The 24,494-nt window shown below is 57.3% G+C and carries 19 protein-coding genes; 5 read left to right on the plus strand and 14 right to left on the minus strand.

Annotation, left to right across the window (positions count from 1 at the left end; translation table 11 throughout):
• Positions 1 to 6: 6 nt before the first annotated feature.
• The 11 genes from J1W56_RS18680 to J1W56_RS18730 form a co-directional block, all read right to left on the minus strand.
• Positions 7 to 846 carry a tetratricopeptide repeat protein gene (locus J1W56_RS18680; RefSeq protein WP_223614797.1) on the minus strand — a complete coding sequence of 280 codons (840 nt, stop codon included), beginning with the start codon at positions 844 to 846 and terminating at the stop codon, positions 7 to 9.
• The gene (locus J1W56_RS18685) at positions 843 to 1,823 is read right to left on the minus strand and encodes a hypothetical protein (protein ID WP_223614798.1); all 981 of its coding nucleotides are present in this window, start codon (positions 1,821 to 1,823) and stop codon (positions 843 to 845) included. The genes J1W56_RS18680 and J1W56_RS18685 overlap by 4 nt, the downstream gene beginning before the upstream one ends.
• On the minus strand, positions 1,801 to 4,068 hold the full coding sequence (locus J1W56_RS18690; RefSeq protein ID WP_223614799.1) for a glycosyltransferase family 4 protein: 2,268 nt from the start codon (positions 4,066 to 4,068) through the stop codon (positions 1,801 to 1,803). The genes J1W56_RS18685 and J1W56_RS18690 overlap by 23 nt, the downstream gene beginning before the upstream one ends.
• A 210-nt stretch (positions 4,069 to 4,278) precedes the next feature.
• On the minus strand, positions 4,279 to 5,457 hold the full coding sequence (locus J1W56_RS18695; RefSeq protein ID WP_223614800.1) for a Hint domain-containing protein: 1,179 nt from the start codon (positions 5,455 to 5,457) through the stop codon (positions 4,279 to 4,281).
• A gap of 54 nt (positions 5,458 to 5,511) precedes the next feature.
• The gene (locus J1W56_RS18700) at positions 5,512 to 6,216 is read right to left on the minus strand and encodes an outer membrane protein (RefSeq protein ID WP_223614801.1); all 705 of its coding nucleotides are present in this window, start codon (positions 6,214 to 6,216) and stop codon (positions 5,512 to 5,514) included.
• A gap of 147 nt (positions 6,217 to 6,363) precedes the next feature.
• Positions 6,364 to 7,506 (minus strand): hypothetical protein, encoded by a 1,143-nt coding sequence (locus J1W56_RS18705; protein WP_223614802.1) that lies wholly within the window; start codon positions 7,504 to 7,506, stop codon positions 6,364 to 6,366.
• Positions 7,507 to 7,515: 9 nt separating this feature from the next.
• The gene (locus J1W56_RS18710; RefSeq protein ID WP_223614803.1) at positions 7,516 to 8,847 is read right to left on the minus strand and encodes a glycosyltransferase family 4 protein; all 1,332 of its coding nucleotides are present in this window, start codon (positions 8,845 to 8,847) and stop codon (positions 7,516 to 7,518) included.
• Positions 8,848 to 8,901: 54 nt separating this feature from the next.
• Positions 8,902 to 9,765 carry an FkbM family methyltransferase gene (locus J1W56_RS18715; protein ID WP_223614804.1) on the minus strand — a complete coding sequence of 288 codons (864 nt, stop codon included), beginning with the start codon at positions 9,763 to 9,765 and terminating at the stop codon, positions 8,902 to 8,904.
• Between the two features lie 108 nt (positions 9,766 to 9,873).
• On the minus strand, positions 9,874 to 11,025 hold the full coding sequence (locus J1W56_RS18720; protein WP_223614805.1) for a polysaccharide biosynthesis/export family protein: 1,152 nt from the start codon (positions 11,023 to 11,025) through the stop codon (positions 9,874 to 9,876).
• Between the two features lie 114 nt (positions 11,026 to 11,139).
• On the minus strand, positions 11,140 to 12,132 hold the full coding sequence (locus J1W56_RS18725; protein ID WP_223614806.1) for a helix-turn-helix transcriptional regulator: 993 nt from the start codon (positions 12,130 to 12,132) through the stop codon (positions 11,140 to 11,142).
• Between the two features lie 490 nt (positions 12,133 to 12,622).
• Positions 12,623 to 12,895, minus strand: coding sequence for a hypothetical protein (locus tag J1W56_RS18730; protein WP_223614807.1), 273 nt, complete (start codon positions 12,893 to 12,895; stop codon positions 12,623 to 12,625).
• Positions 12,896 to 13,285: 390 nt separating this feature from the next.
• On the opposite strand from J1W56_RS18730, the gene J1W56_RS18735 reads away from it, so the two are divergent.
• Positions 13,286 to 14,185: an alpha/beta hydrolase gene (locus tag J1W56_RS18735; RefSeq protein ID WP_223614808.1), complete on the plus strand. Its 900-nt coding sequence runs from the start codon at positions 13,286 to 13,288 to the stop codon at positions 14,183 to 14,185.
• Positions 14,186 to 14,212: 27 nt separating this feature from the next.
• Complete coding sequence (locus tag J1W56_RS18740; RefSeq protein ID WP_223614809.1) at positions 14,213 to 14,980, plus strand: 4'-phosphopantetheinyl transferase family protein; 768 nt, start codon at positions 14,213 to 14,215, stop codon at positions 14,978 to 14,980.
• On the opposite strand, the gene J1W56_RS18745 is transcribed toward J1W56_RS18740, so the two are convergent.
• Genes J1W56_RS18745 through J1W56_RS18755 form a run of 3 tightly spaced genes read right to left on the minus strand, consistent with a single transcriptional unit; the run spans position 14,977 to position 20,589 of the window.
• The gene (locus tag J1W56_RS18745; RefSeq protein WP_223614810.1) at positions 14,977 to 16,323 is read right to left on the minus strand and encodes a lysine N(6)-hydroxylase/L-ornithine N(5)-oxygenase family protein; all 1,347 of its coding nucleotides are present in this window, start codon (positions 16,321 to 16,323) and stop codon (positions 14,977 to 14,979) included. The two genes, J1W56_RS18740 and J1W56_RS18745, sit on opposite strands and share 4 nt — an antisense overlap.
• Before the next feature lie 36 nt (positions 16,324 to 16,359).
• Positions 16,360 to 20,343: a non-ribosomal peptide synthetase gene (locus tag J1W56_RS18750; RefSeq protein ID WP_223614811.1), complete on the minus strand. Its 3,984-nt coding sequence runs from the start codon at positions 20,341 to 20,343 to the stop codon at positions 16,360 to 16,362.
• Positions 20,344 to 20,382: 39 nt separating this feature from the next.
• Entirely contained in the window at positions 20,383 to 20,589 is a 207-nt protein-coding gene (locus J1W56_RS18755) for an MbtH family NRPS accessory protein (RefSeq protein WP_223614812.1), read from the minus strand.
• A 260-nt stretch (positions 20,590 to 20,849) separates the two neighbouring features.
• Between J1W56_RS18755 and J1W56_RS18760 the strand changes: the two genes are divergently transcribed.
• The 3 genes from J1W56_RS18760 to J1W56_RS18770 are packed head-to-tail and all read left to right on the plus strand — an operon-like array spanning position 20,850 to position 24,399.
• Positions 20,850 to 21,791: a GNAT family N-acetyltransferase gene (locus J1W56_RS18760; protein ID WP_404928452.1), complete on the plus strand. Its 942-nt coding sequence runs from the start codon at positions 20,850 to 20,852 to the stop codon at positions 21,789 to 21,791.
• Positions 21,788 to 23,215, plus strand: coding sequence for an MATE family efflux transporter (locus J1W56_RS18765; protein ID WP_223614814.1), 1,428 nt, complete (start codon positions 21,788 to 21,790; stop codon positions 23,213 to 23,215). Before J1W56_RS18760 ends, J1W56_RS18765 begins: the two co-directional genes overlap by 4 nt.
• Complete coding sequence (locus J1W56_RS18770) at positions 23,212 to 24,399, plus strand: PLP-dependent transferase (protein ID WP_223614815.1); 1,188 nt, start codon at positions 23,212 to 23,214, stop codon at positions 24,397 to 24,399. The genes J1W56_RS18765 and J1W56_RS18770 overlap by 4 nt, the downstream gene beginning before the upstream one ends.
• Positions 24,400 to 24,494 lie beyond the last annotated feature (95 nt).

The following is a 24,494-nucleotide window of genomic DNA, read 5'->3' on the forward strand; positions in this document are numbered from 1 at the left end:
CATCGTTCACGCGGAGAAGCAGGTGTATATCTCGCTGATGCAGGCTTGAATTTCGCGCTCATGCGATGAGGTAGCGTCAACGTAGCCGGAACGTTTGAATTGATGGTTCCGCGCCCTGATGTAGTGGGTGAGCGCTGTTCGATAGTCGCCGGCAATCTTGTGCAGATGCCCGAGCTGAACCTCCACATCTTCCAGGCTGTCAGGGTTGAAGGCATTGGCATAATCGCGGTACTGGCCATAGAGCTTCAGCGCCGCGTCGAAATCTCCGTCTTCCTTCGTGACATTGGCGAAGACGGCAATCATGTCGGTCTGGCCATTGTCGACGACCAGTGCACGCAGGGCGGCGCGGGCCTGTGACCATTTGTTTTCCGCCACGAGCCGCATGGCATCGCGGCGGCTCTGGTCGAGGCCGGGGCGGCTGGAGCCGTTGCGCGCGATATTGACGTGTCGGGCGATTTCCCGATCATCGGGGGCAAGCTGAAGGGCTTTTTCATACCAGATGAACGCAGCCTTCAAGTCACCCCTGCGATTGAAGAGGTGGCCGAGCTGAACGTGAATATCGACATTGCGGGGATGCAGGCCCTGATATTTGCGGTAGGCCGTTTCTGCGCGGTCGTAATTCCCGAGTTCCTTTTCGGCGTGGCCAAGCTGCACGAGCAAGTCCGTGCGTGCCGGGCTATCGGCAATGGCGCGCCGGTAAAACGTCGCTGCGCTTTGCCAGTCACCGCGATTGCGGGCGGCATCCGCCTGTGCCCCGGCGGACAGCTGTGTCTCAACCGCCGCACCGTTGTCTGCCGGTTTCGGCTGGCGTCTGGCCGCTTGCCCGGAGAATGGCAGGCGGATCATGACTGTGCCTCGCGAATCATCGATATATCGCGCAGCCGTACCCACGACGTCTCGCTGTGTGTATCGACAATCTTTACACGCAGTTCAACGAAGCGGTGTTCGGCACGGATCTCGGTTGAAAGATTGCCGGTGAAAGAGCCTGCTATCGTCACTTCCTGAAGAATATCGAGGCCGGAATTGGCAACCAGCTGTATGGCCAGCTTGGCATTCATTTCCTGCACCAGATCGATCTGGATACGCCACGACCCCGTCTGAAAGCTGCGTTTCGGCCCGACGAGCAGCCAGCCAGGGCTGACCTTCCATCCATTGTCGACAACGTTGACCGGCTGGCGCAACAGGTCCGGCCCGATCATCCAGCCGGACCCCGGTACCTCGCGCACGAAAATCAGCGTTTCCTGACCATTCAAATCATAGGAGAGGCCAGCCGGCATGGTTCGTGCGGCACTGCCGTCGTCCTGCACGCCTTGCGCATGGCCCGATTCCGCCATTGTATCCCAAAGCGACACCCGGCCTTCGCGGCGGGCAATGCCAACAATCGTCTTGACGACCTCCTCGCGCGCCATCGTGCCCCGCCGCAGGTCGAACTCGAATGCGAGCCGCTCCTTGTCGGTGGGCTCGCGCCCGAGAATTTTGGAAAAACCGTACCGCAGAAATGCCACGTCGCTGTCGGGTGCAAAACGGGCAAAATTTTCAATCAGCGCGAACTGATCGGCGGGTCGCCGTATGACCTGTGCCGAGAAGTCGCCAATCTTCTCGGTGGTCTCGGGGGCAACGGACCGAAGGGCGTCGATGACTTTCATTCTGTTGGTTCCATTGCGGATGGCCTGCGCCAGATCATGCCGGTCGTCCGCGCTCAAATCCGTTTCTGCGAGGTTGAAGGCGGTGGCCCAGGCGTCGACGAATGCGTCGGCCGGCAAGGAAAAGACATCCTTGGGCAGGGCTTGCAGCGGTATCTTATGCAGCTCGGCGATTGTCATGTTTGCGTCCCAACATCTGTTCGATCATCACAACGTGCCGCGCAGCCACGCGCGGATAGGAATTCCATTCCGACGCCTGCCGGCGGTCGGCGTCGCGCAAACCCAGAAGGTCCGGGTTCTGGGCGAGACTGACAAGAGCTTCGGCAACGCAATCCACATCCACCGAGCGCACGACATGGCTGATGGGCCACATGTCCCGCAACACCGATGAACGGGAGCACAGGAGGGGGCGATCCGCCGTCATGGCAATCCGCGCCGCGCCGGTCGCCGTCTCGGTCGAGGCGCCATAGAGAAAAGCCAGCAGGTTGCATTGGGCCAACTCGTCGCTCAGCTCATTCTCGTCGATGAAATCAAAGCGGGCTGTTGCAAAGTCATGCAGGTCAAAGTGGATCAGGAGATTCTCGATCAGCACCCGGGATGCCCGGGACTCATCATTCGGAACCATGCAATTGAGCAGTTTGAGGCGCAGTCGCGGTTCGAAAAGCCGCGCTTTTGCAAATCCCTGCACCAATATGTCGATGTTCTTGTGCGGCATCAAAAAGCCGAACGAACCGATGGTGAATGCGGATGGGTCGGGTTGCGCACCCCCGCCCGTCGCCTCACGCACCCCGTGAGGAACAACAATGGCGTTGGGATGTCCCGCCTTGGCCAGGAGCCCCGCGTCTTCAGCGGAATGGACAAACACGATATCGAAGCTCTTCGTCCAGTCCAGATTGCCGCCGCGCAGCGTTTCCTTCACGCTGTGCATGGTTATAACGCGCAGCTTGTGGTTGATCTGCAGCAGGGTTTTCAACAACAGTTCCATGTCTGATGTCGAGAAGTGGCCGGGATGATGCTGCATCCACAGGACGTCGCCCTTTGCCTCCTCGATTTCCGCGATGAACCGCATGAGCGAGGTAAGATCATAGCCCCACGGCCGCGATGTGATATCCGCGGTTTCGGCCGTCCTGGCGGCTGCGCTGTCCGGCAAGGCATCATCGAGAATGCGGCGCGCATAGATATGGGAGAAACGGCCCGCCAGTGCCGGGGTGGAAAACAGGTGTCCGGCATAGGTCGCAAGGCCACACTGCTGTTGCCACGACGAAACGAGGTCGACAGTCCACGGCCGTTTGGGGGAGACGATCAGTTTTACCGGTTTGGCGATGGCCGCAAGAACCCTGGCAGCCACCGCATTCCATCCGGTATGCGCGTCCAGAAAACGTTGCGCATTTTTGCTGCGCATGCGTGCCTCCTCCTCATTGTCGAGCGCTGCGCGCATTTGCGCGCCAAGATGCAGGGTGGAAGGCTCGGCCCACAAGCTCAATGAACCCGATACATGGGCCAGCGACGGCGCCATGTGGTAGTCAACCAGCCATGCGGTGGAAGGGGTGCAGAAATCCACCTGGCCGCTGTAGCCGGTGGTCACGACGGGGATCCCCAGGCGCATTGCCTCCGCCAGGGGCAGGCCGAACCCTTCGCCCCTGCTTGGCGCAACGACAAGCGCTGCGGTCCGGTACAGCGCAAGCAATTGCTCGGGATCGCAATAATCTTCGATCAGAATGACGGGTGGCGCCTGTTTCAGCTGCTCTTCGAAGCGGGCCATGACGGATTTGAGGATGTTGTCCGGATTGGGAAAGGTTTTGATGACGAGCTCAACCGGCTCATCGTGTTTGAATGTCCTGGCGTAGGCCTCGACAAGCGCATCCACGCCCTTGCGCGGGAAGCAGGATGACACGTGCAGAATCCGTGCCTTGCCATGCGGCGGCAGCGGCGATTCCGCGGCAAGTCCGGCATGGGCCTGGATATGGTCCGTCCCGTTGCCGACAACTTCGACAGGAATGGTCAATCCGGATTGTACGAAGGCTTGTTTGACGAAATTGGACGTGACCATCAAGAGATCGAGATCGCGGTTGAAACGCGAGACAAGATATTGCGGTACTTCCAGCTCTTCCCAGGCAAAATTGACATAGGCGTTGAAGCGTCCAAGCATGTCATGGGTCGCCGGCGGCCAGGTGTTGCGCACGTGAATATCGAATGTTTCGCCGGCCGGATAATGGGCAAGCAGCCGGCGTCTGACGTCCGGCATGGCATTCAGGCGGGAATCGGTTTGCCAATCGGATTCGTGCGTGTAGCAGACGATTTCAACGCCTGATGCAATCAGTGCTTGTGCCAGGCAACGGTTGACGATGGCCAGGCTGTAATCGCCCTTGAATACGCCATCAAAGAAAATGCGCTTGCCTGCAAACCTGACAAGCAAACCTCTCATATCGTCTATATCTGCATCGAGCGAATAAGGTGAAGTAAATAATTCACTGCGCATTCACTGATCTCCGAGTATATTTGAAGCTTATTCCATATTGAAAAATAGAATTTGTAAATGAAATATATTATATATTGCTGTATATTACTGTCATGGTGGTTAATATTGCAGATTGCAGCGACATATGTCGCCGCAATCTGTGTTTATGTTTTTATATCAAGACGCTTTTGCTTCACTCGTGGTGTAGCCAAGAGCGGTTTCACGTTCGGCGATCAATGCGCGGGCTTGATCAACGGCAGGGCCCCAGTAAGCAAGAGGGAAGCTGGATTTTACTTCCTTGGCCTTTATCGACGTGAATTGCAGGATGCCTGGTTCGAGAAATGCTTTTCTGTTTCCAAGATCCAAATATGTCTCCGCTTGAGCACCTTCAGCCCAAATGACATCGTGTTCTTCAAGTTCGATATGGAAGTATTCAATTGGATCAAGAGCAATTTCCTGGGTAATCGTCGTTCCGTTTATCAACAGCTTTGCAGGAATGAGCGAGCCGTTGATGAACATGCAATGATCTGGTGAAACGAAGAGGTCTCGATGCGGAACGTTGTCAGCGATGGCGCCAGCGTGGATATGCACCGGGAGTTCATCGCGTGGCTTATCCATCAGTTTCGGATCGACTATCCGCTTTCCTATCCATTTTACTTCTGTAGCACCATTGTTGAAGCTGAGGATCATATCGCCAACGCTCAAATACTCGACGGGAATTTCCCCCTCAGGAGTAGCCACACGCGTGCCTCGCACGAAGCAAGGGAGTGTAAAGGTCAGCGTATCTGAGGTATCGCTGTACGTGTACTGCGCTCCAGCAGGAATAGTGTATTGGGCAAGCGTAATTAAGCCACCCAGTCCACCATGGAAAGTGATTACATTGCCGCTTTGCGTAACGCTGGATGAGCCCGTTACAGTTACCTGATCTCCAGCATTGGCATTGATGATGTTCGGCGCGGCGCTGAGGGAAAGTCCGAGTGTCGGTGGTGTGAAAACGAAGTGCCCTGTCCCGCCCGAGCCGAGAAAGTCAACGGTCGTATTCTGAATAAGATCTACGCTGATGAGGCCGGATTGCAATGTGAGCGTGGTTCCGGCGCCAATCAAATAATGAAATGTAGACCCCGCGGATACGCCAGCAAGGGCCGGGTTTACGGTGACGTTTGCGCCATTCTCCAACTGAATTGTCGTGTTGGTAACAACACCGCCGCCAACAAGGCTTGTAAGATTTACCGTTGCGCCATTAACGATCAGCGTTCCGCTCGATACAAGTCCAAGTTCAAGAGTATTGCTGGAATTCCAGCTACTATCGATAGTTGTTGTGGAATTGTTTATGAGATCAAGATGTATGAGAGCCATAGGACAAACACCTTCTGTTGAAAGTCAATTTATTGTGCTCAGCTGCTTTTCTGATCAGAACTTGTAGTTCAGGCCGACGCGCACGCTGTGGAAATCAGACGTTGCGTCTGTCGAAATAAAGTCATTCCCGACCGTGTGCGTGCCGAAATTGATGTACTGGTATTCGAGTTTGGCTGTCAGGTGGTCTGTGAAGGCATGTTCGATACCGGCGCCTGCGACCCAGCCGGCCCGGGTCTTGCTCTCGCTGGCGGCGTTGCCGATGCTGTCGGAAATCGAGTATTTGACATTGCCGTAAGCCAAGCCGCCCGTTCCGTAAATCATCGTGCGGTCAAATGCATAGCCAAGACGCGGACGAACGGTACCGAACCAGTCGATCTTTGAGTGGGCATCGAAGTTCAGGCGGCCAAGCGGACCGGAAATGCTGTCGCTGATGTCGCCGCCCTGGAAATCCACTTCCAGGCCGAGAACGAAATTGTTGATCTGATAGTTGTAGCCGACCTGCGCGCCGCCGAGAAAGCCGTTATCTTCCAAGGTGCCGATGCTGCCGAGGAAGTTTCCGCCTTCGCGAAATCCAACGCGGTCATTTCCAGAAAATGCATAGCCGGCGTTCACACCGGCATAAAAACCCGTCCAGGTAAAAGCCGGTGCCGTGAACACTGCTTCCGGGGGAGCGGTATCAGTGACGGCATCGGCGGCATAAGCATTGCCCGATAAAACTGCGGCTGCAAAGAATAGACCGATAGCACCAAGTTTCTGCATAACTTTCACCTTCAAAAGACCAACTTCGAGGTGAAGATTGCCATAGATTATAATTACGATATATACTTTAATTACATTGATTTATCTAAATATAGTCGCCAGATGTCTGTGTTTGTCGCGTTTTGTATTGCAGTGGGAAATATCGCATCAGTCCTGATGGTTAACGGATTCCAGTTTCATTGCGACCGTATCTTGTTCGGGCTCCGGATCCGAACCAGCCTGGTAATCTTCGGGAGTGCCAATCTCGCTATGGACCGGACTTAATTCGACGTGCCAGTGCGCGATTGCGCCCTCGATGGAGCCTGTTTCTGTAAAGAGGCGAATTTCAATCGGTATTTTAGGCCCTTCAACCCGGAAGGTCGTTTCCGCTGCGAACGACCCTGTTCCGGACGGGCGAACGCGGATTTTACCCAGTATATCCTCGCTGTAGATTTCGATCGTAAAGATCTGTCCGTAGATATTCTGATCAATATCTAGGAAAAACCGGACGTTCCATTCGCCGGCCGGAAGATGGAAGTAGGGACCATAGACGAGGCAGCGGGCCTGTCCGACGAGGTCGATTTCACCTGTCGCGGGCTCGCCTCCCTTGTCGGCAAGCAGGAAGCTTTCCTGTGGCCAGGTGAGAGAAGCGACCTGTCCCTTAAGTATTTTACCATCAAACGGTTCAATCGCGTACTGCACAATCTTCAACAGCCCTTCCACCTTTTCCGGCTGATACACATCGTGCGGGCTGATCCTGGCGGCGGACTCCTCAAGGGTCGGAATGTGCCCGGTTTCTGTGGTTGAACCGGTGCTGTCCATGCCCAATTGTTCCAGGCACCGGATCATGCCGGCGGGTGTCAGCGAGACACCGAGCTGCCGGCACATTTGAGCGATGATGCGGTGGATGCGCACATTGCCGATTTTTGAACGGTCCAGATGGACGAGAAAGGGGTGTGGGCGCATTTGCGAAACGCAGGCAATGCTGGCTGACAGAGAGCGAACCAGCGCTATATCCTGCTTCGCGAACTGATGGATGAGATGTGCAATGGAATCCAGGGCGCTCTCGCTGAAGATGATGTAAGGTGTCTTTGAGCGGCGTAGAAATGCGCACAATGCCGCATCGGGGTAGAGCGAAGACAGGATGACATTCTGGCTGCTCCGGCTTGTCCAGGCATTGCGCATGTCGTCCAACGTTTCCACGGACGCGTAATTGTAATCGTCGAATGCTTCGTCCGCTATGACTTTCAGGGCATGGATTCCCCAGGTCGACATCAGACCCGGTATCCCCAAAGCAATCTGAAGGGTCATCTGGCCTGTCTACCTCCCGCCGTTGAAGAGGTTGTCGTACAGTGAACTGACAGCCTGATGATATCGCGCAGGCGAGAAAAGTTCAGCCTGTTTGGGTCCGAGATTGGCAAGATGGCTGCAGAGGTCGTCATCGCGGGCAAGCGCCTTGACCGCATTGCGCAGGGAATCCGTATCGTAAGGATCGATCAACAGGGCAGCGTCACCGGCAATCTCTGGAACGGACCCCTCCGTTGATGTCAGGACCGGTGTGCCAAGCTGCATGGATTCGAGGACCGGGAGACCAAAGCCCTCATAAAGGGATGGGAAGAGCACGGCGCGGGCACCGCGGACAAGACTGATGAGAAGAGAATAGGAAACGAAGTCGAAACGATGGATACGGCGGCCAGGAACAACCCGGTTTTCGACGTGTGTGTAGAAGCGAAACCGCTCGTCGTCGATGAGGAGCTGTGTCTGGTCGCCTTTCCAACCCGGCGCGCCGACGATGATCAGGGGGAAATCCACCTTGGCCGAGAGATAGGCTTCAACCAGCCTGGACAGGTTTTTCTTCGGCTCAAAGGCGCCAAAGAACAGAAAGTATTTCTTCCAGTCGAGATTGAAGATGCCGGCAATTTCATCGGCCGCCACGCCCTCCGGTTTTTCGCGTAAATCCAGAGGGACGTGGACGGCCTGATAGGTATTGGTGATGCGTTTCTCGTCTACCCCGAGGATGCGAATAATGTCCTGCTTGGAGGTTTCGGAGACCGTGACAATGTGATCGGCCGTTTTGGTCAGATGGCGCAGCAGCTTGTAGTGGTATCGCTTGTTGTCCTCGGTCAGATAAGGCAGACGCAATGGAACCAGATCATGAATGGTGCAGATGTTCAGGCCTTTGCGCGCCCTGAGCGGCAGCGGATATGTGCAGTGAAGAAGATCAGGAGCCTTGTCGAATGACAGTGGCAGGCTTTTCCCGAAAGTCTTGAAGTGCTGACGGGCTATCGCAAAGATATCATTGTGCGCATAGAGAAACTCTGAATCCATCAGGTTTCCCTGCAGCGATTTGACGATGACGGTGCCGGTCAGCGGAATGGGGGTAGGGGTCGCCCCCAACGGGGCGCCAATCTGCCGACGCAGCCAGCGTTTCGCCTGGGCAACCGGAGCCAGTTTTCTGTTTGAATTATCGTCGAAAAGGATGACTTCCCGCAGGGCCGGATCTTTGGGGAGCTTGCCGCGAACCGAATGCACAATGCCCGTCTGGTAGTCGAGCTGGCGCGCGGTTTGGATCAGACCGCGTGTATAGGTGGCCACGCCTGTGCCCTTTTGCATGGATAGATTGAGACCATCATACAGTATGGTTCTTGCCAAGTCGGCTTCCTTTCAGGGCAGCGCAGAAATGCAAATCAGCCCAAAATCGTACAATCATGCGGGTTCATGAGCCGACAAGACAAGCAGCCAGTCATCGCCAGTGTCATTTGCGGAGAGCTGTTCGGGCGTCACAACATGTGTCTGCCCCTTGAAATCGAGGTGCCGCAACGTGCCGTAGACCGCCGTCAACCGGCGAATGAATTCAACGCTGTTTGCATACCGGAGCGCATTAAACTCCATGACAATCATGGGCTTATGGCGTTCGATGGTTTCTTGCATCGCATTAAAAATATGTTCCTCGGCACCTTCCGCATCGATTTTTATGAAGTCCACCCGCTCGTAGGACTGACACAGCTGATCGAGCGTCGCCGTGCGAACATTGACGAGGGACCCCGAGACAGCGTCCGCGACGAAGCCGGGCTCCACCACTGCCGCGTTTTTGGGCTCATTGTGAGGGATGTAGAGGGAGACAAGCTTGTCGTTCGTATCGTTGAGTGCGATTTGTGCGAGGCGGGTACGACGCAGAAAACCGTTGAGATCGATGCTGCGCCTGAGAAAATCCATGGCATGGGGGTTGGGTTCGATCGCAAGCAACTGCCCCGACGCACCGACAAGCTCCGCCAGCAGGACCGAATAGTAACCGAAATTTGCCCCCACATCGACGGCGACCATGCCATCGCGCACGTTCCGGGCACAAAACTGAGTCAGCCAGATTTCCCAGTACCCGTCCAGGAGAAGGTGTGATCCAAAACCGCGGTCCCGGGTGTCGATATAGAATTTGTAGCGGCCCAGAATGCGCGCAACCGCTGTATAGTCGCCGAGATAGGCGCTGCGTGCGAGATTTTGAACGGCCAACTCCAGATCCGGGCGCTTGAAGCTTGCAATCTCATGGAGGTGAAGCAGCGATTGGGGTGGCATTGTTTACTCTCACGGCAGCTGCTCCCAGGGGAAGCATAGGACGGTAATGGTCTCGTTGTTCAAGTCCCCGCATATCGGCGGATCAGACGTTACTCTCTCTTGCCAGTTTCACTTCGTTGCTGCCGCAGCGCTTATGCCGATCGAGGTGGCGGACAGGGCAGGGGATGCGACACCCTGGAAGATTGCCATGACCTTCTGCCATTCGGCCCCGGATGCATTGGCAATGTAAATGACGTCGCGCGGCTGCATTTCGAATCTTTGCATTGCCAGCATCGTGCTCGTGTTCTTCATGTTGAAGCGGTACACCACGGGGATATATTCGCCGGAGTTGACAAGCGGGTTGCCGGCGGGAAGGAAGCGTCTGGCAACGGAGGCGAGTTCGTAGCGCAGGACGAAGACGCCATTGGCATCAGCGCGGTTGTCGTTCAGGCCTGCCGCCTTGGCCAGTGCGTCGGCCATGGAAATCCGGGATGCTTCAAACGGAATTTCGGCATTGCGTCCAGCCGCACCCAACACAAGAATGGTGCGCGGTTCGCGCACGACGGTGATGAGATCACCGGATTTCAGGCGTATGTTTTCCGCCGGATTTTCGATAAGCACATCGAACGGAATACGGGCAGTCACGCCATTGCGCGTCAACCGGATGATGCTTTCGCTGGCTGCTGCCCGGATACCGCCCGCTGAAGCGATGGCATCCAGTATGCGTTCGCCAGCACCCGAAAGGGAAATCCGCGCGCCGGAGGCAACCTCACCGGTGACGGTGACGGAATTGGCTGTGCTGCGCTGAATGGTGACAAGCGCCTGGGGCTGGACGGCCTTGCCGTCAAGGGCCGCTGCGATCTGGCGCTCCACTTCGGAGGGAGTCCGCCCGGCAACGGCAATGCGTCCGGCATAGGGCACGGCAATCGTGCGATCGCCCGAAACGGTTTGCGGCGGAATGACCGTCGATCCGCCGGAGGATTGTTGAAAGCCTGCTGCGGTGATGTTGCTGCCGAACAGGCTGCCGGGAGGCGCTTCCCACAGGTTGACGCCAACCACATCGCCGACTGCAATGCGCAGGTCGCTCGTGCGCGGCCCGGCGCCAAAGCGATTGACGAGGCTTTCGCGCGGCCGCGTTGCCGCATAGGAAAGCACGGCGTCGTTCACATCGACCATGGCGTAGTTGGTGCGCGTTTCCGTTTTCCGCTGCTCGACGATCTGCGCGGTTGAAGGACCCGAACCGGGAAGTGCGCAGCCGGAGAGGGCAATTGCAGACATCATGGTGAGAACCAGTCCCGCCGATGCGGATCGTCTCGGCTCCAAATACCGATGAAAGGGATAGAGTGGCATCACGATGCTTGGCAGTGAAGGTCCAGCTTGCCTTTTCAGCATGTCTTACGTGCTCTTTTCGTGAAATCGCATCATTGCCGACGGGCTCATTCCATAGGCATTCCGATACAGGGACGAGAACCGTCCCGGATTTGAAAACTGCAGGTGCATGGCCAGGTCGGTGACATTGCGCGCACTGCCGCTGACGATAGCATCATGCGCCGCCGACAATCGGTACGCGCACAGGATGTGCATGGGGCTGGTATCGCGATATTCCTTGAACATACGCTGCAGTGCGCGGGAACTGCAGCCTGCTGCCGCCGCAATTTCATCGAGCGTGATCGAATTGTGAATGTTCTCACGCATGAATGCTTCGGCGCTCTGCAGATAGCGCGGTGAAATTCTCCGGGAGGACTGGCTGCTCAGGGCGCTGACGTTGTCAGGCCTGGTCATGAACAGCTTGGCGAGCAGCAATCGTTCATACACGCCCGCCAGGACATCGCGGCCTGAACCCGCGGCCGCCGCTATATCCTCGCTCACGTAGCAAAGCGTCTGGTACAGCGCGGAAGCACTGCCAGTGCGGAAATCATGCAGGGGCGAGAATGCGAGCTCCTGAAAGTACGGGCGCCGCATCAGGCGTTCGAAGTGTTCACGCAATGTCGGTACCGGAACAAGATAACTCACCCAGGAACTGGCCGGATAAAGTTTCGCCTTGACCCCCGGGCGGTCGAACACGCCGGTGGCGGTTCCCGCCGGAATATTCTGTATCTTGCGGTTCTTGGTATCGATGAGATCAACCGCGCCTTTGAGCATGAATACAAAGCTTAACGTTGCACCAATACCATTGGATGCAACTTCCAATCGGCCGCTTGTTTCACCATAAACGATGGATGTCTGATGTAATGGACACACCTGGCGTTTGAAGCCATAACGTCCCTGTTCATCAGGGAAGCCCGACCAGCGCCAATTGCCGTCCATCTTTTCAACGTTGCTGGATATGTCTCCGCTTGAGCTCGAAAGAGATCTGTATTCAGAACGTTCCATCGGATTCTTATACATTCACTCCCCCCAAAAAACCCAAATACCTCAAGCAACTTCTACAACGGAAGTTCAAGATCAACTTTAGACGTTCAAGGAAATTCAGACTACGAGAAGTTTTACAGAAATAGCAACTAAAGAAATTGTCATCACAAGTTTTTCACTTATTTTGATTAATTCAAAATTTAAATACAAGTTTACATATCCCGTACAATACAAAACAATTGTTCAATTCGTGAGATTTTTGAACACTTTTTTCAATATATATATTGATATGAGAGGAAATAAATTGACGTTTATTATATATGTTTGTCGTGATGTGTATAATTTACACGCGTGATGCCAAATCGCGCACGTCGGGGATGGACGGCGCCTTGTATGGATGAAATGTCGCGGCGAACCAACCCGGGAGATCGCACCTGCTATCCCCCGAAGGCATTTACACGACAAAATTATGGATGTCCTTGACGGGGCAGAGGTGCCTCGCGGTACCGATTCTACCGGAAATACGCTATATTTTACCGTTCGGATTGAGGGGCGATGCATCCACGGCCGCCTGAATCGTTCTTGACGTGACGGATGGGCGCGCTCGGTTGGCGGCATCGATCATTTCGTTGGTTGGATCACGCAAGACATTATACACGATCGGAATGGCCGCCTTGGCATATTCCCGGTATGTCTGACGGACAAAATCCGGAATGCTGTCCCAGCTGTGGCTTCCAGTATATTTCTGGGCGTGGATAGCCTTTGCCATGGATTCGATCAGCTTTTCGTGTGCATTCATATATTTCTTCTCACTTCTTTGATAACTCCAAGGCAAAAAGAACGATAAGTATGTAATTTACTTGTACATATGAAGAGAGAGAATTCCGGTATCTGAGTAAACATCGGAAATTAACTGGGTTGCTGCAAGGGGTTTTCCATAATTGTTCCAGGGGAAATGGAATATATGGTTAGCGCAGCTTTCTTGCAGGCTGAGAGCCTATGGTCCTGCACCAGTTTGGCGATGATGAATTCAAGCACCTGGCGCTGCGTCGCAACGGTCCTTCCAGCGCCAGCGGATAATAAATATTGACCATTATAGTCATGTTTAATAACAGGGTAGCCGGATTTGCACTATGCAAGCTGCTCCGATGGCGGAAGGGTTCTCCTTCCCTTCACAAGATACGGACCAATGACAGCATTCTCCAATTCATCACCGGCCATGATTGGCAACACCACCTTTCATGACGTGGTCTCGAACCAGAATGGCCTGGTGTACCGCGTTTTCGTCTACCGTCCCGGCGGGGAGCCGCCAAGCGATGGATGGCCGGTGCTTTATATGACCGATGGCAATGCGGTGATCGGCACGGCCGTCGACGCGATGCGGGCGCAGGCGAGTTATCCCAGCGGCACCAATGTGGCTTATGGCGTGATTGTCACCATCGGCTATCCCGTGGACGGCGCCTATGATCCGTTGCGACGCTCCTGGGATCTCGGGCCGCCGCCCGGACAGGTCTATCCGCCGTTCTATGAAAACACCCCTGAAGTCAGGACCGGTGGGGTCGGGGAGTTCCTGACGTTCATCGAAGATCAGATCAAGCCGATGATTGAAGCGGATATTCCCATTGATCGCAATCGCCAGGCGATCTTCGGTCATTCCTTCGGCGGTCTCTTCGTACTCTACAGTCTCTTCACCCGCCCATCGGCCTTCACAACATGGATTGCGGCGAGCGCGTCGATCTATTGGGAAAATTGTGCGATCAACGCCTTTCTTCCCCAATTCGAAGCAGCGCATGCGACGCGACCGGGGGCGGCGCTTTATCTCTCCTGCGGCGAGTACGAGACGGACAAGCTGGCACCATTCCAGCGCGGTGCGGCCGACGAGGCGGACCGGCTGGCGCAGAAGAAAATCACGTTGAATGATGTTCATTCCGTCGAACTCATGCGCCGGTTGAACGCCCTGCCTGACCGGCCGGTCCGGACGCAGTTCGAGATTCACGCCGGTGAAAACCACATGTCTCTGCTGCCGGTGGCGGTCAATCGTGCCATTCAGGCTGCCTTCGCCGTTGTAAAGCCATGCCAGGACGGTTGAACACAGCCGGGGGAAGGGAGAGGCCCGATGCTGCCATATGATCGTCTCACGGATTTGCCGGAGGCCAGCCCGGCCCGGACCCTTGGGCATCCCGCTGCGATTGATATCTGGTGGTGGGCCTTTACTGAAGGCCAAACGGATTGGGGAAAGGTCAGGTCGGCACTTTCCCAGCGGGAACAGGAGCGGGCGGCTGCGTTTAGGTTCGACCGGGATGCCACCGGGTTCATGGCAGGGCGTTACCTCCAGCGCAGCATCCTGTCACACTACACCGGAGACGCGGCGGAGGACTTGAACATTGCTGCCGGCGAACACGGCAAACCGTATCTTGCCGGCGAAACGGCGCTGGCATTCAATCTCAGCAATACCAATGGTCTGGCGGTGCTTGCAGTCAGCCGCGCGTGTACGGCTGTTGGCGTGGATGCCGAAATGCGCTCGGCGACACTTGAGGCCGGGGCGGCGCAACTCATCTGCTCCACCGCTGAATTTGCGACGCTCTCGATGCTTCAAGGCGCCGAACGTCAGGCGCTGCTGCTCGCTTTCTGGACACTCAAGGAGAGCTTTTTGAAAGCGACAGGCCATGGGCTGGCTGTCGAGCCGCATCGGCTGACTGTGCGGGTCGATCCGGTAAGCCGGGCAATCCGCGTGGAGCATGATCTGCCTGGAGATCGGGACAACTGGTGCCACCGCCTGCTTCTGTCTCCGAGCGGGCATATGATTGCGGTTTGCGCGCAATCGGATCGGACAGGGCTGGTATTCCGCCAGCAGAGCCTGCCCGATCCGATTTTCCGGTTCTAGTAATCTACGGCGATGGACTGGCCGATGGTCTCGTGCCCGCTCGACAGCCAGTTGACCTGCGAGTCATGCGGCTCCAGATCGAAGTGCTCGTGACCTGTAAGCGTGTTGATGATGTGGGCGCTGCGCCATGCCATCAGGCTCAGTTGAGAATCGGCGATGCCATGGCTGTAGCGCCCGGCGTTCTGGGCAAAGATGCGGTTCTGCTTCGGACCGTTCCAGTTGAGACAGTATTCGTCATTGAGGGCGGGGCGGCTGTGACGGTCGAACTGGATACGGTCCTGCAACCCGGAGAGGGCCTCGGGCAGTTTGAACTGGTAACCTGTGGCGAGAATGATGGCATCGGCATGGGCAACCTCGACACCGCCGTCAAAGCGGTTGCGCACGATCAGCCGATAACCGTCCTTGTCGGCCTCCACCTGAATCACATCGCGATTGGGCGAGAGTTTTGCCTCGATGCTGCGGCCTTCCAGATAGCGCAGACTGTAAAGCCGGCGGTAGATCGCATTGATCGTCGACAGGGAAAGGCCGTCGCTGGTCAGGATCGAAGCTTTCAATGCTTCGAGCTTCTGGTCATTGTTGAGGTTGAGGTAGGCATAGACATATTCCGGCGAAAACACCTGATTGGAAAAAGCTGTGTCGTTGATCGGTTCGAAATTGTGCCGGCGGCTGAACCAGTTGAGCTCTTTCAGATTGGCTTTGGAGTTGAGCAGGGATTCGACCACTTCGCCGCCGCTCTGGCCGCCGCCGATCACCGCGATGCGGGCTGCATTGAGGTCCGGCAGCCGGAATTTTGCTTCGCAATTGTGGAAGCAGCGTTCGCCGAGGAACGGTGTCGCCCATGAAGGGACAAAGGGCGTGGTTCCTGTTCCCAGCACGATGTTCTTTGCCGCCACACTGCCGTTGTCGAACTGCACCACGAACCTGTCCTTGTCGTGTTTGACCTCGCGCACGGCAGCATCAAATGAAACATTATCGAGCTGTCCGGCGACCCAGGCAAGATATTGCGCAAACTCCCGGCGCGGCACGGCATCGTAATGGGCGTTCAGAAACGCATAGAGGCGCTTGTGGGCCACAAGATAGGACACGAACGACCATGGATTGGTCGGCATGACGGGTGTGACCAGGTCCTTCAGATAGGACGACTGCAGTTCGACATCGGGCAGCATCATGCCGGGATGCCAGTCGAAATTCGCCCGGCGTTCGTAGAAGTGCGCCTTGAGGCCGCCGACGCTGTCGAGCAACGCCGCAAGGCTCAGATTGGAAGGTCCGACACCGATACCCGCCAGATCGAGGGTCTCGTTCGGCTGGCGCATATGATCATTGTTCGCAAACATGGCAGTCATCAGAATTCCTTTCCGTGATCTTGATTCCAAAGGGCCCTATCGGGCCTCGTCCAGCCGGTGGGAGAGGCGGCTGTGGAATGCCTGTGATCCGATTACGTGCAGATGGTTGGTGCCAGAGATGATTTCCGCCGGATTGGCCCGGGGAGAGTAGCGCCGCCAGTCGATCAGGTTGAGACCCCGATTCAGGCTGTCGTCGGCCGCCCAGGAATGGATCGGCACGTCATGCGGCTTCAGTTCATGACGCCTGAAAATCAAAGCGTTATCGATGAGGATCCAGAACGTGTGTTCGCGGCTGCTGATATCCGGACCATCCGTCGGCAGCTCGTCTTTCTCATCGCCGACAAAGCGCAGGAACTGCTCATAGGTATCCTCGTCCATGACGTTGAGCAGGCGGTCCCATTCGGCGCGCATGGCGGTGCGCGACAACCACTCCTGCACGGTCGCGTGCAACTGGTCGCGTTCGCCCGGCTTGAAGCGCGGCTTGGCGCCGATGGCGAACTCGGTGCCGAGATCACAGACGTCGACCATGGTGATCAACCGCAGGTCAATCTCGTCGCCGAGCTTGCGCGCGGTTTCATAGGCCAGCAGTCCGCCCCACGACCAGCCGAGGAAATAGCAGGGCTGGCCTTTGCTTTCGCGGCGGATGTAATCCACATAGCCCTGGATGATATCGTCGACGGATGAGCCGATTTCCTTGTGTTCGGAGAGTGAATAGCAGATGAACCCGGTAGCGGGTTGATCGGCGCCGAGATAGTCGACGAGTTTGACATATTCGCGCGTGCTGACGAGAAGGCCGGGGAAGCAATAGAGCACGGGCTTGGTTCCCGATGCGCGCAGCACAATCACTTCGCTGCCCGCCTCGCTATTGCCGTTTTCAACGACCTCCGCGAATGCACGGATCGTCGGATTGTTGAAGAGATCGGCAATCGTCGTGCGGTTCTGCGGCTTGCGCTGCCGCAGGGCCGTGAGGATGCGGATGGCCCCGAGAGAGTTACCACCGATGGCGAAGAAGTTGTCTTCGACGCTGATCGGGCTCGTCTTCAGGATGTCCTGCCAGATATCGCGGACTTCTTCTTCAATGGCGTTTTCCGGTTCGACAATGTTGCGCTTCATCGGCGTCGGTGCGGGCAGGGCGAACCGGTCGAGCTTGCTGTTGGGATTGATCGGCATGGCTTTCAGCGGAACAATGGCCGAAGGCACCATATAGGCGGGCAGCATGCGTTCCAGCGCCGCGTGCATCTGCGCCACGTCAAGCTCAATGCCCTGTTTCGGCACGGTATAGGCCACCAGCATCTTCTGCCTGGTGGCTTCGTCGTCTCGCAGGACCACGAGCGCCTCGCCGACACCGTCAAGCTGGAGCAGCGCGGCTTCGATTTCACCGAGCTCGATGCGGTAGCCGCGCAGCTTGACCTGATGGTCAACGCGGCCGACAAATTCTACCGTGCCGTCTTCGCGCCAGCGGGTCAGATCGCCCGAGCGATAGAGACGCCCGCCCTCCTTGGAGAACGGGTCGGGAATGAAACGGTCGGCTGTCGTATCGGCTTTGCCGATATAACCGCGCGCCATGCCTTCGCCGGCGATATAAAGTTCGCCCGTCACGCCGATGGGGCAGGGGTTGAGGTCGGGATCGAGGACATAGACGCGGCGATTGCCGACGGCACGGCCGATCGGTGCATAGGTGCCTTCGAACTTCTGCCCTGCGCGCACTTTCCAGACCATCGGTGTCATGATGGTTTCGGTGGGGCCGTACCCGTTGATCAACCATTCGGACTTCAGAGCCGTGGACAGGAGATCGAAGGTCTGCTGGGCAAGTCCTTCGCCGCCGAAGGAATAAAGCCGCATCGGCGGCGCGCTGTCGGTGAGATCGGCCCATTCCGCCAACTGCTGCAGATAGGTGGTGGGAATACTGGCATTGTTGGCGCCGTGCTTGCGCATGGCGGTCAATGTTTCCTCCGGGGTCCATAGGGGCTGGTCCGGCAGAATGATGCTGCCGCCTTCCATCAGCGGGTTCATCCAGCGTTCGTGTCCGCCATCGGAGCTGAAGGGCAGGAACGGCAGTTCGCGCGAGTCCGCGCTCATGCCGTAGACGCGTGAGGTGTTCTGCATGTGATGGGTCAAAGGCCCATGTTCGACGGCAACACCCTTGGGCAGACCGGTCGAGCCCGATGTGTACATAATGTAGGCGAGCTGGTCCTTGTGGACTTTGACATCGGGAATGCTGTCCGGCTCCTCCGACAGGTCGAGCCTGTCGAGTTCGAGGATGACCGCATCGAGGCCTTCCGGAATACGGTCAAGCAGCCAGCTGTGGGTGAGGATAACCTTCACGCCGCCATCGCGCAGGATATGGTGGTTGCGGCTGGTGGGATGATCCGGCTCAACGGGGATATAGGCGCCGCCCGCCTTGAGCGTGGCGAGAATGCCGACGATGGCTTCGGGAGAACGCTTGACGGCAATCGCCACGCTGATGTCGGCACCGATGCCGAGCTTGATCAGCCGGTGCGCCAGCCGGTTGGCGCTGCGGTCAAGCCTGGCGTGGCTCCACACGTCGTCGGCAAAGATAATAGCTGTCTTGTCAGGTGTGCGCTGGGCATGGGCGGCGATATGTTCATGCACCGCCCGGTCATCGTTGATAGTGTCATCCTCATAGGGAGCCGAGAGAACATCGAGTTCATCCTCGGCGATGAGGTCGATATCCTTGATGCGGACCTGTTCCCTGGCAATGGCCTGGGAGAGAACGCGCTGGAAATGAACGGCCGCGCGTTCGATCAATGCCGGCTCATAGATGTCTTCGGCATAGTCGAACAGGCCGGCGAGCGTGCCGTCCGCCTTCGGGGTGAGCACCAGTGCCAGTTCCGCATCCGAGCGGGGCGCGACGGCCGGCACATGGTCTTGCGCCAATGCGGAATGCTGGGGCGGCTGACGGAACTCGAACAGGGATTTGACGATCGCGTCCTGTTCCCGTTCCTCATGCGTCTGGATTTCCTGCACGAGGCGTTCGAACGGAACGAGATATTCCGTTCCTGTGGCAACCGCCGATTCAAGCGCTTTGCAAACATCCAGGAAGGCAGTGCGCGACGTCAGTTCAAGCTTCAGCGGCAGGATTTGCTCGCTGCGCGCTATGGTCTCCTGGCTCGTGGATCCAAGCAAAGTTCCGTACTGCAGCGAATAGGTGCCGCTGTAGCGGGCCAGGACAACAGCAAAGGCGGCGGAAAGCAGCTCTTCAACCTTCAACCCTTTCAGCGTTGCATAGGACTGGATGCCGGTCCAAAGCGTCGCATCGAGTGTGAATGGCACGCGCTTGCGTCTGGCGCCGGCATATCCGGCAGCATTGAAGCGTGTGGGCAGGGTCGTCGCATTGTACTCCTCGCCAATCAGATCGCGCCAATGGGCGAGGGCCGCCGCAAATTGCGGCGTTTCCAGCGCTTCTTCTTCGCGCACGCCGCGCTGCAGGCTGTCGCCGGGAAGCACTGGCAATTCCCTGCCCTCGGCGAGCGCGATGAGATCGCTGCGCAGAATGGCAAGCGCTGCCTCATCGCAGACGATGGGATGCAGCACGATTGTCGAGATCAGTTGGCCGTTATTTCCGGCAATCAATTGATAGCGGGCGGAAACACCGTTCAGGAGATCGAAGGGGCGGGCAATGAAGCCCGCCCTTTCCGTTTCGGCTTCCGTCGCGCTCAGGGGATTGCTGTCACTACCAACAATCTCATTGGAGGGAACGTCGCCCGGAACGGAAAACTGCTCAATGCGGCCGCCGGCAAAGCGGCGAAAGCGCGTGCGCAAGGCGCTGTGCCGCTGCGCCAGCCGGTCGAGGGCGCCCTGCACCTGATCAAGTGCAACGCCCTTCTCCCATTGCAGGGAAAGCACCTGGAAGGGAAAAACCGTCGAGTTGCCGATCTGCTCCAGCGACCAGATGCGCTTTTGCGCCAGTGTCAGCGGAAAGCTTTCGGCCGCACCGCTGGCGATGCCGTCCACGGCAACCGGTTCATTGGGTTCGGGTTGAGCGAAGAGTTTGTTCATGGTGTCACCGATCTGTTGTCTGAAAGGGATTGCCGGCAATCACGCCATGGCCTGCCGCAGCGCCAGCGGCCGCGGATCAACCCAGATTTTCTTGATTTCAACCAGGCATTCCTCGCGGGTGCCGCTGAAGCTTTCCTTGCTCCAGCCGACGGGCAGAGCCTTGTCATTGGACCAGACGGAATAGCGGTGTTCCTGATCGCGAACGATGCTCCAGGTCTCTGGCGACGTCTCGGCATTCGACATCATGCGGGCTCCTTGCAGAATAAAGACATGACCAAGAGACGGATGAACCCGCGCCCGATTTAAGCGGAACGGGAGAAAAATTTTTCAAAGTTTTGGCTAAATCGAGCGGTGTGCCGACCGTCTCTGTAGCAACCATCTTGTCAAAACTTGCCAGCGAGCAGGCTGCGGAGCGCACCATGACCCTTGTTTCCAATATCTCCCAAGAAGCCAATGTTTCGCCGATTCCAGCTTCGGGCCTGTCGTGCTTCCTGAAATCCGCCGAAATGAAAACGCCGGGTCAGATGCTGATTTCAACTGTGGCCGGGCGCTATCTCGCGGATGTCGAGCCAAGGGCTGGAAGTGTCCGCGTTCGTTTGCCGGATTTGAATGCCGACGAAACCGTTTCGGTTCTGGCCTCGGCCATCGAATTTCTGTCGGCGCAGTCGCGCAATATCAGTCTGGTTGAAGTCGGCAACGTGCAGCCATCGGATTTTCCGCTGGGGACGCACAGCGGCAATTCCTTGACCGTCGATGTCAGGGAATTCTGGCAATGGCCGATGCCGTGGATTGCCAATCCCGCCTGGCCGCACCCGCAGGTGCACGTCATGACCAACGGCCAGTATCATCCCAAACGCCCGCGCAAGCCGGTCGGTGTTGTCTATGAACGTTACATTCCCTGGCTCGATCAGGTGCTTTCGTTCCGGGCTGCGGATCCGCAGACGGATCTCGGGCATTTCCATCTCTGGATGAATGACGAGCAGGTCAACGTGATCTGGGAAGACGGCGGCGACAGGGAAAAACACGCCGCCATTCTCGAGGAGCGGCTGCGCGATCCGCATATCCTTGCCCTGATCGGTTGTTTCAATGGCGTGCCGTTCGGTTATTTCGAGGTCTATTGGGCTAGGGAAAACCGCCTCGGGCCCTATTATGACGCGCAGGATTACGACCGCGGCTGGCATGTGGCCATCGGCGAGCCGGCCTATCGCGGCAAGCAGTGGATCACGGCGTGGCTGCCGTCGCTGATGCATTTCATGTTTCTCGACGATCCGCGCACCCAGCGCATTGTCGGCGAGCCGCGCGCCAGCCATGAGCAGCAGATCCGCAATCTCGACCGCTCGGGCTTTTCCAAGGTGAAGCACTTCGATTTCCCGCATAAAAGGGCCATGCTGGTCATGCTGCTGCGCGAACGCTTTTTCGACGACAGGCTTTGGGTGCCCGCACCATGAATCCCGAAGAAATCGGGCAGATGAAGCCAAGGCGCGCCTATTTTGCGCCAGACGATCTCAACGATCCGGCGCTGACGCGTCTGATCTTCCGGCTCGGCCTGCCGGCCGTGGCGGGCCTGTCGATCAATGCGGTGCATCACACGATCAACATGGTTTTTGTCGGCATGATCGGCAGTCACGAAATCGCTGCCATCACCGTTGTCCTGCCGATCCTGATGATGATCGGCGCCATCGGCGAGGGGCTTGGCGTCGGTGTGGCGACCGCCGTCGGGCGTGCCCTGGGCAGCGCCAATCCGCAGCGCGCCAATGTGACGGCATCGACGCTCATAGTTCTGACGGTGCCGCTGGGTATCGTGCTCACGACAGGCATCCTTGTCTTCCGGCGTGAACTGCTTGGCCTGTTCGGTGCCAGCGAAGCGATCATGCCGCTTGCCGAACACTACCTGATCATCGTCGCCTTTTCGGTGACGTTGACGATGCTCCAGATAGTGTCGGATTTCATCGCCATCTCGGAAGGCAATACGCGTTTCAGCATGTGGACGCTGCTCGGGTGTTTTGCCCTGAATATCATTCTCGATCCGATCATGATCTTCGGGTTTGGCTTCGGGCTTGCAGGCGCAGCCATGGCAACAATCCTGTCCCAGATCGCGGCGATTGCGGCCTATGCGCTGTATTTCCGCAAGCGCATGGGCACACTGCATCTGTCGGCGCGCTTTGCCGCGTTCCGGGCGGATATATTGAAACCGGTATTCTCCATCGGCCTGCCGACGACGCTGACCAGCATGCTGAGCAGCATCAGCTTCGCCGTGCTGTTTACCTATGCCGGGTTCTATCGGGGCGACAGCGGCATTGCCGGCGTCGGTATCGCGCTGCGGGTTCTCACTCTGGGCATGCTTCCCATCGTCGGTCTGTCGCTCGGCGGCCAGGCGGTCCTGAGCTTCGCCTGGGGCGCGGGGAAGACGCCGCGATTGCTGGCGGCATCGAACCTGCTCCTGATGCTGACCTCGGCTTTTTCCGTGGCCTACGGGCTTGGCGCCGTTCTCCTGCGCTATCCCATTGCAGCCATTTTCACCGATGATCTGGAGATCGCCCGGATCGCCGCGCTGACCATCATCGTCACCCATATTCCCTTCATCTTTTTCGGCATGCGGCAAATCCTTGTCGTGCTCCTGCAGGCACAGGGCAGGGCGCGCCTCGCCGCCACGATCAGCATCGCGCAGAACGGTTATTTCCTCCTGCCGCTGCTGTTTGTCCTGCCGCATTTCCTCGGCTTTGACGGCCTTCTTGCCAGCCTGTTTCTTGCCCCTGCGCTGACCGCACTTCTCTCTGCCGTCATTCTTTTCACCACGCTGCGGCAGCTGCGCGGCGATACCGATCTTCCCATCGCAACCTTCAACAACACCGTGTCTGAGAGGGCATCATGAACAAATCCATGCCACCCCATGAATTCGATCCAATGGAAATGCCGGACGACCTGTTTTCACCGGTCGATGCGGCTGCCTTCAATGCGGTTTCGCCGCCGATCTTCCAGACGTCGCTCTTCACCTACGACACCTATGAAGCCATGGAAGATGTGTTTGCCGGGCGTGCGCGCAATTACATCTATTCGCGCGGCGACAACCCGACGGTGCGCGAATTCGAACTGCTGACGGCCCGCCTGGAGGGCGCGGAAGACGGACGCGGTTTCTCCAGCGGTACGGCCGCAATCACAGCGACCATTCTCAGCCTTGTCGAGTCCGGTGACCGCGTGGTTGCCGTCCAGCATCTCTACAACGATATCTACCGGCTGTTCGTAAAACTGCTTGCCCGGTTTGGTGTCGCGGTGGATTTCGTCGACCCATCCAACCATGACGAAGTGCGCGCGGCGTTGCCCGGTGCGAAGCTGCTCTATCTGGAAAACCCGACATCGATGGTGTTCGAACTGCAGGATATTGAAGCCCTGACGTCCATGGCCAAGGAATATGGCGTGACGACCGTCATCGACAATTCCTGGGCAACGCCTCTCTTCCAGAAGCCGATCCAGCACGGCGTCGACATCGTCATCCACGCCGCTTCGAAATATCTCGGCGGCCACAGCGATACGGTGGCGGGCGTTGTTGTCGGGCCGCGTGACCTGATCGCCAAGATCAACAGCTCGACCTATCCCTATATCGGCGCAAAACTCTCACCGTTCGAAGCGTGGCTGCTGCTGCGCGGCATGCGTACGCTGAAAGTGCGGTTGAAAGAACACATGCACAACGGACTGGTCCTCGCCAAGCACCTGCAGCAGCACAACGATATCGCACTTGTCCGCCATCCCGCATTTTCGGATCATCCGGGCAAGAAGACGTTGACGGGCTTTTCCGGCCTCTTTGCCTTCGATCTGAACCCGGACATCGATGTCGCGCGCTTTGTCAACGCGCTGCGCCATATCCGCCTTGGCGTCAGCTGGGGCGGACCGGAAACGCTGGTTGTTCCTGCCAAAGCCGCCTTGCAGATTCCTGACCGGATGACCTCCTTCGTGCGCTTTGGCGTCAATCCGCAGACCATCCGTTTCGCTGTCGGTCTGGAGGAGCCCGAGGTCATCTGGAATGACATCCAGCAGGCCCTCCACGCCGCCAGGTTGTAGGCCGGGCACAGGCAAAACAAAGTTGGTCAAGGCGGGTGAAAAAGACGGACATTTCGTCGAACGCGCCTTGACTCGGAGAACATGATAAATGTAGT

This window comes from Phyllobacterium calauticae, from assembly GCF_019991125.1.
GTDB lineage: Bacteria > Pseudomonadota > Alphaproteobacteria > Rhizobiales > Rhizobiaceae > Phyllobacterium > Phyllobacterium calauticae.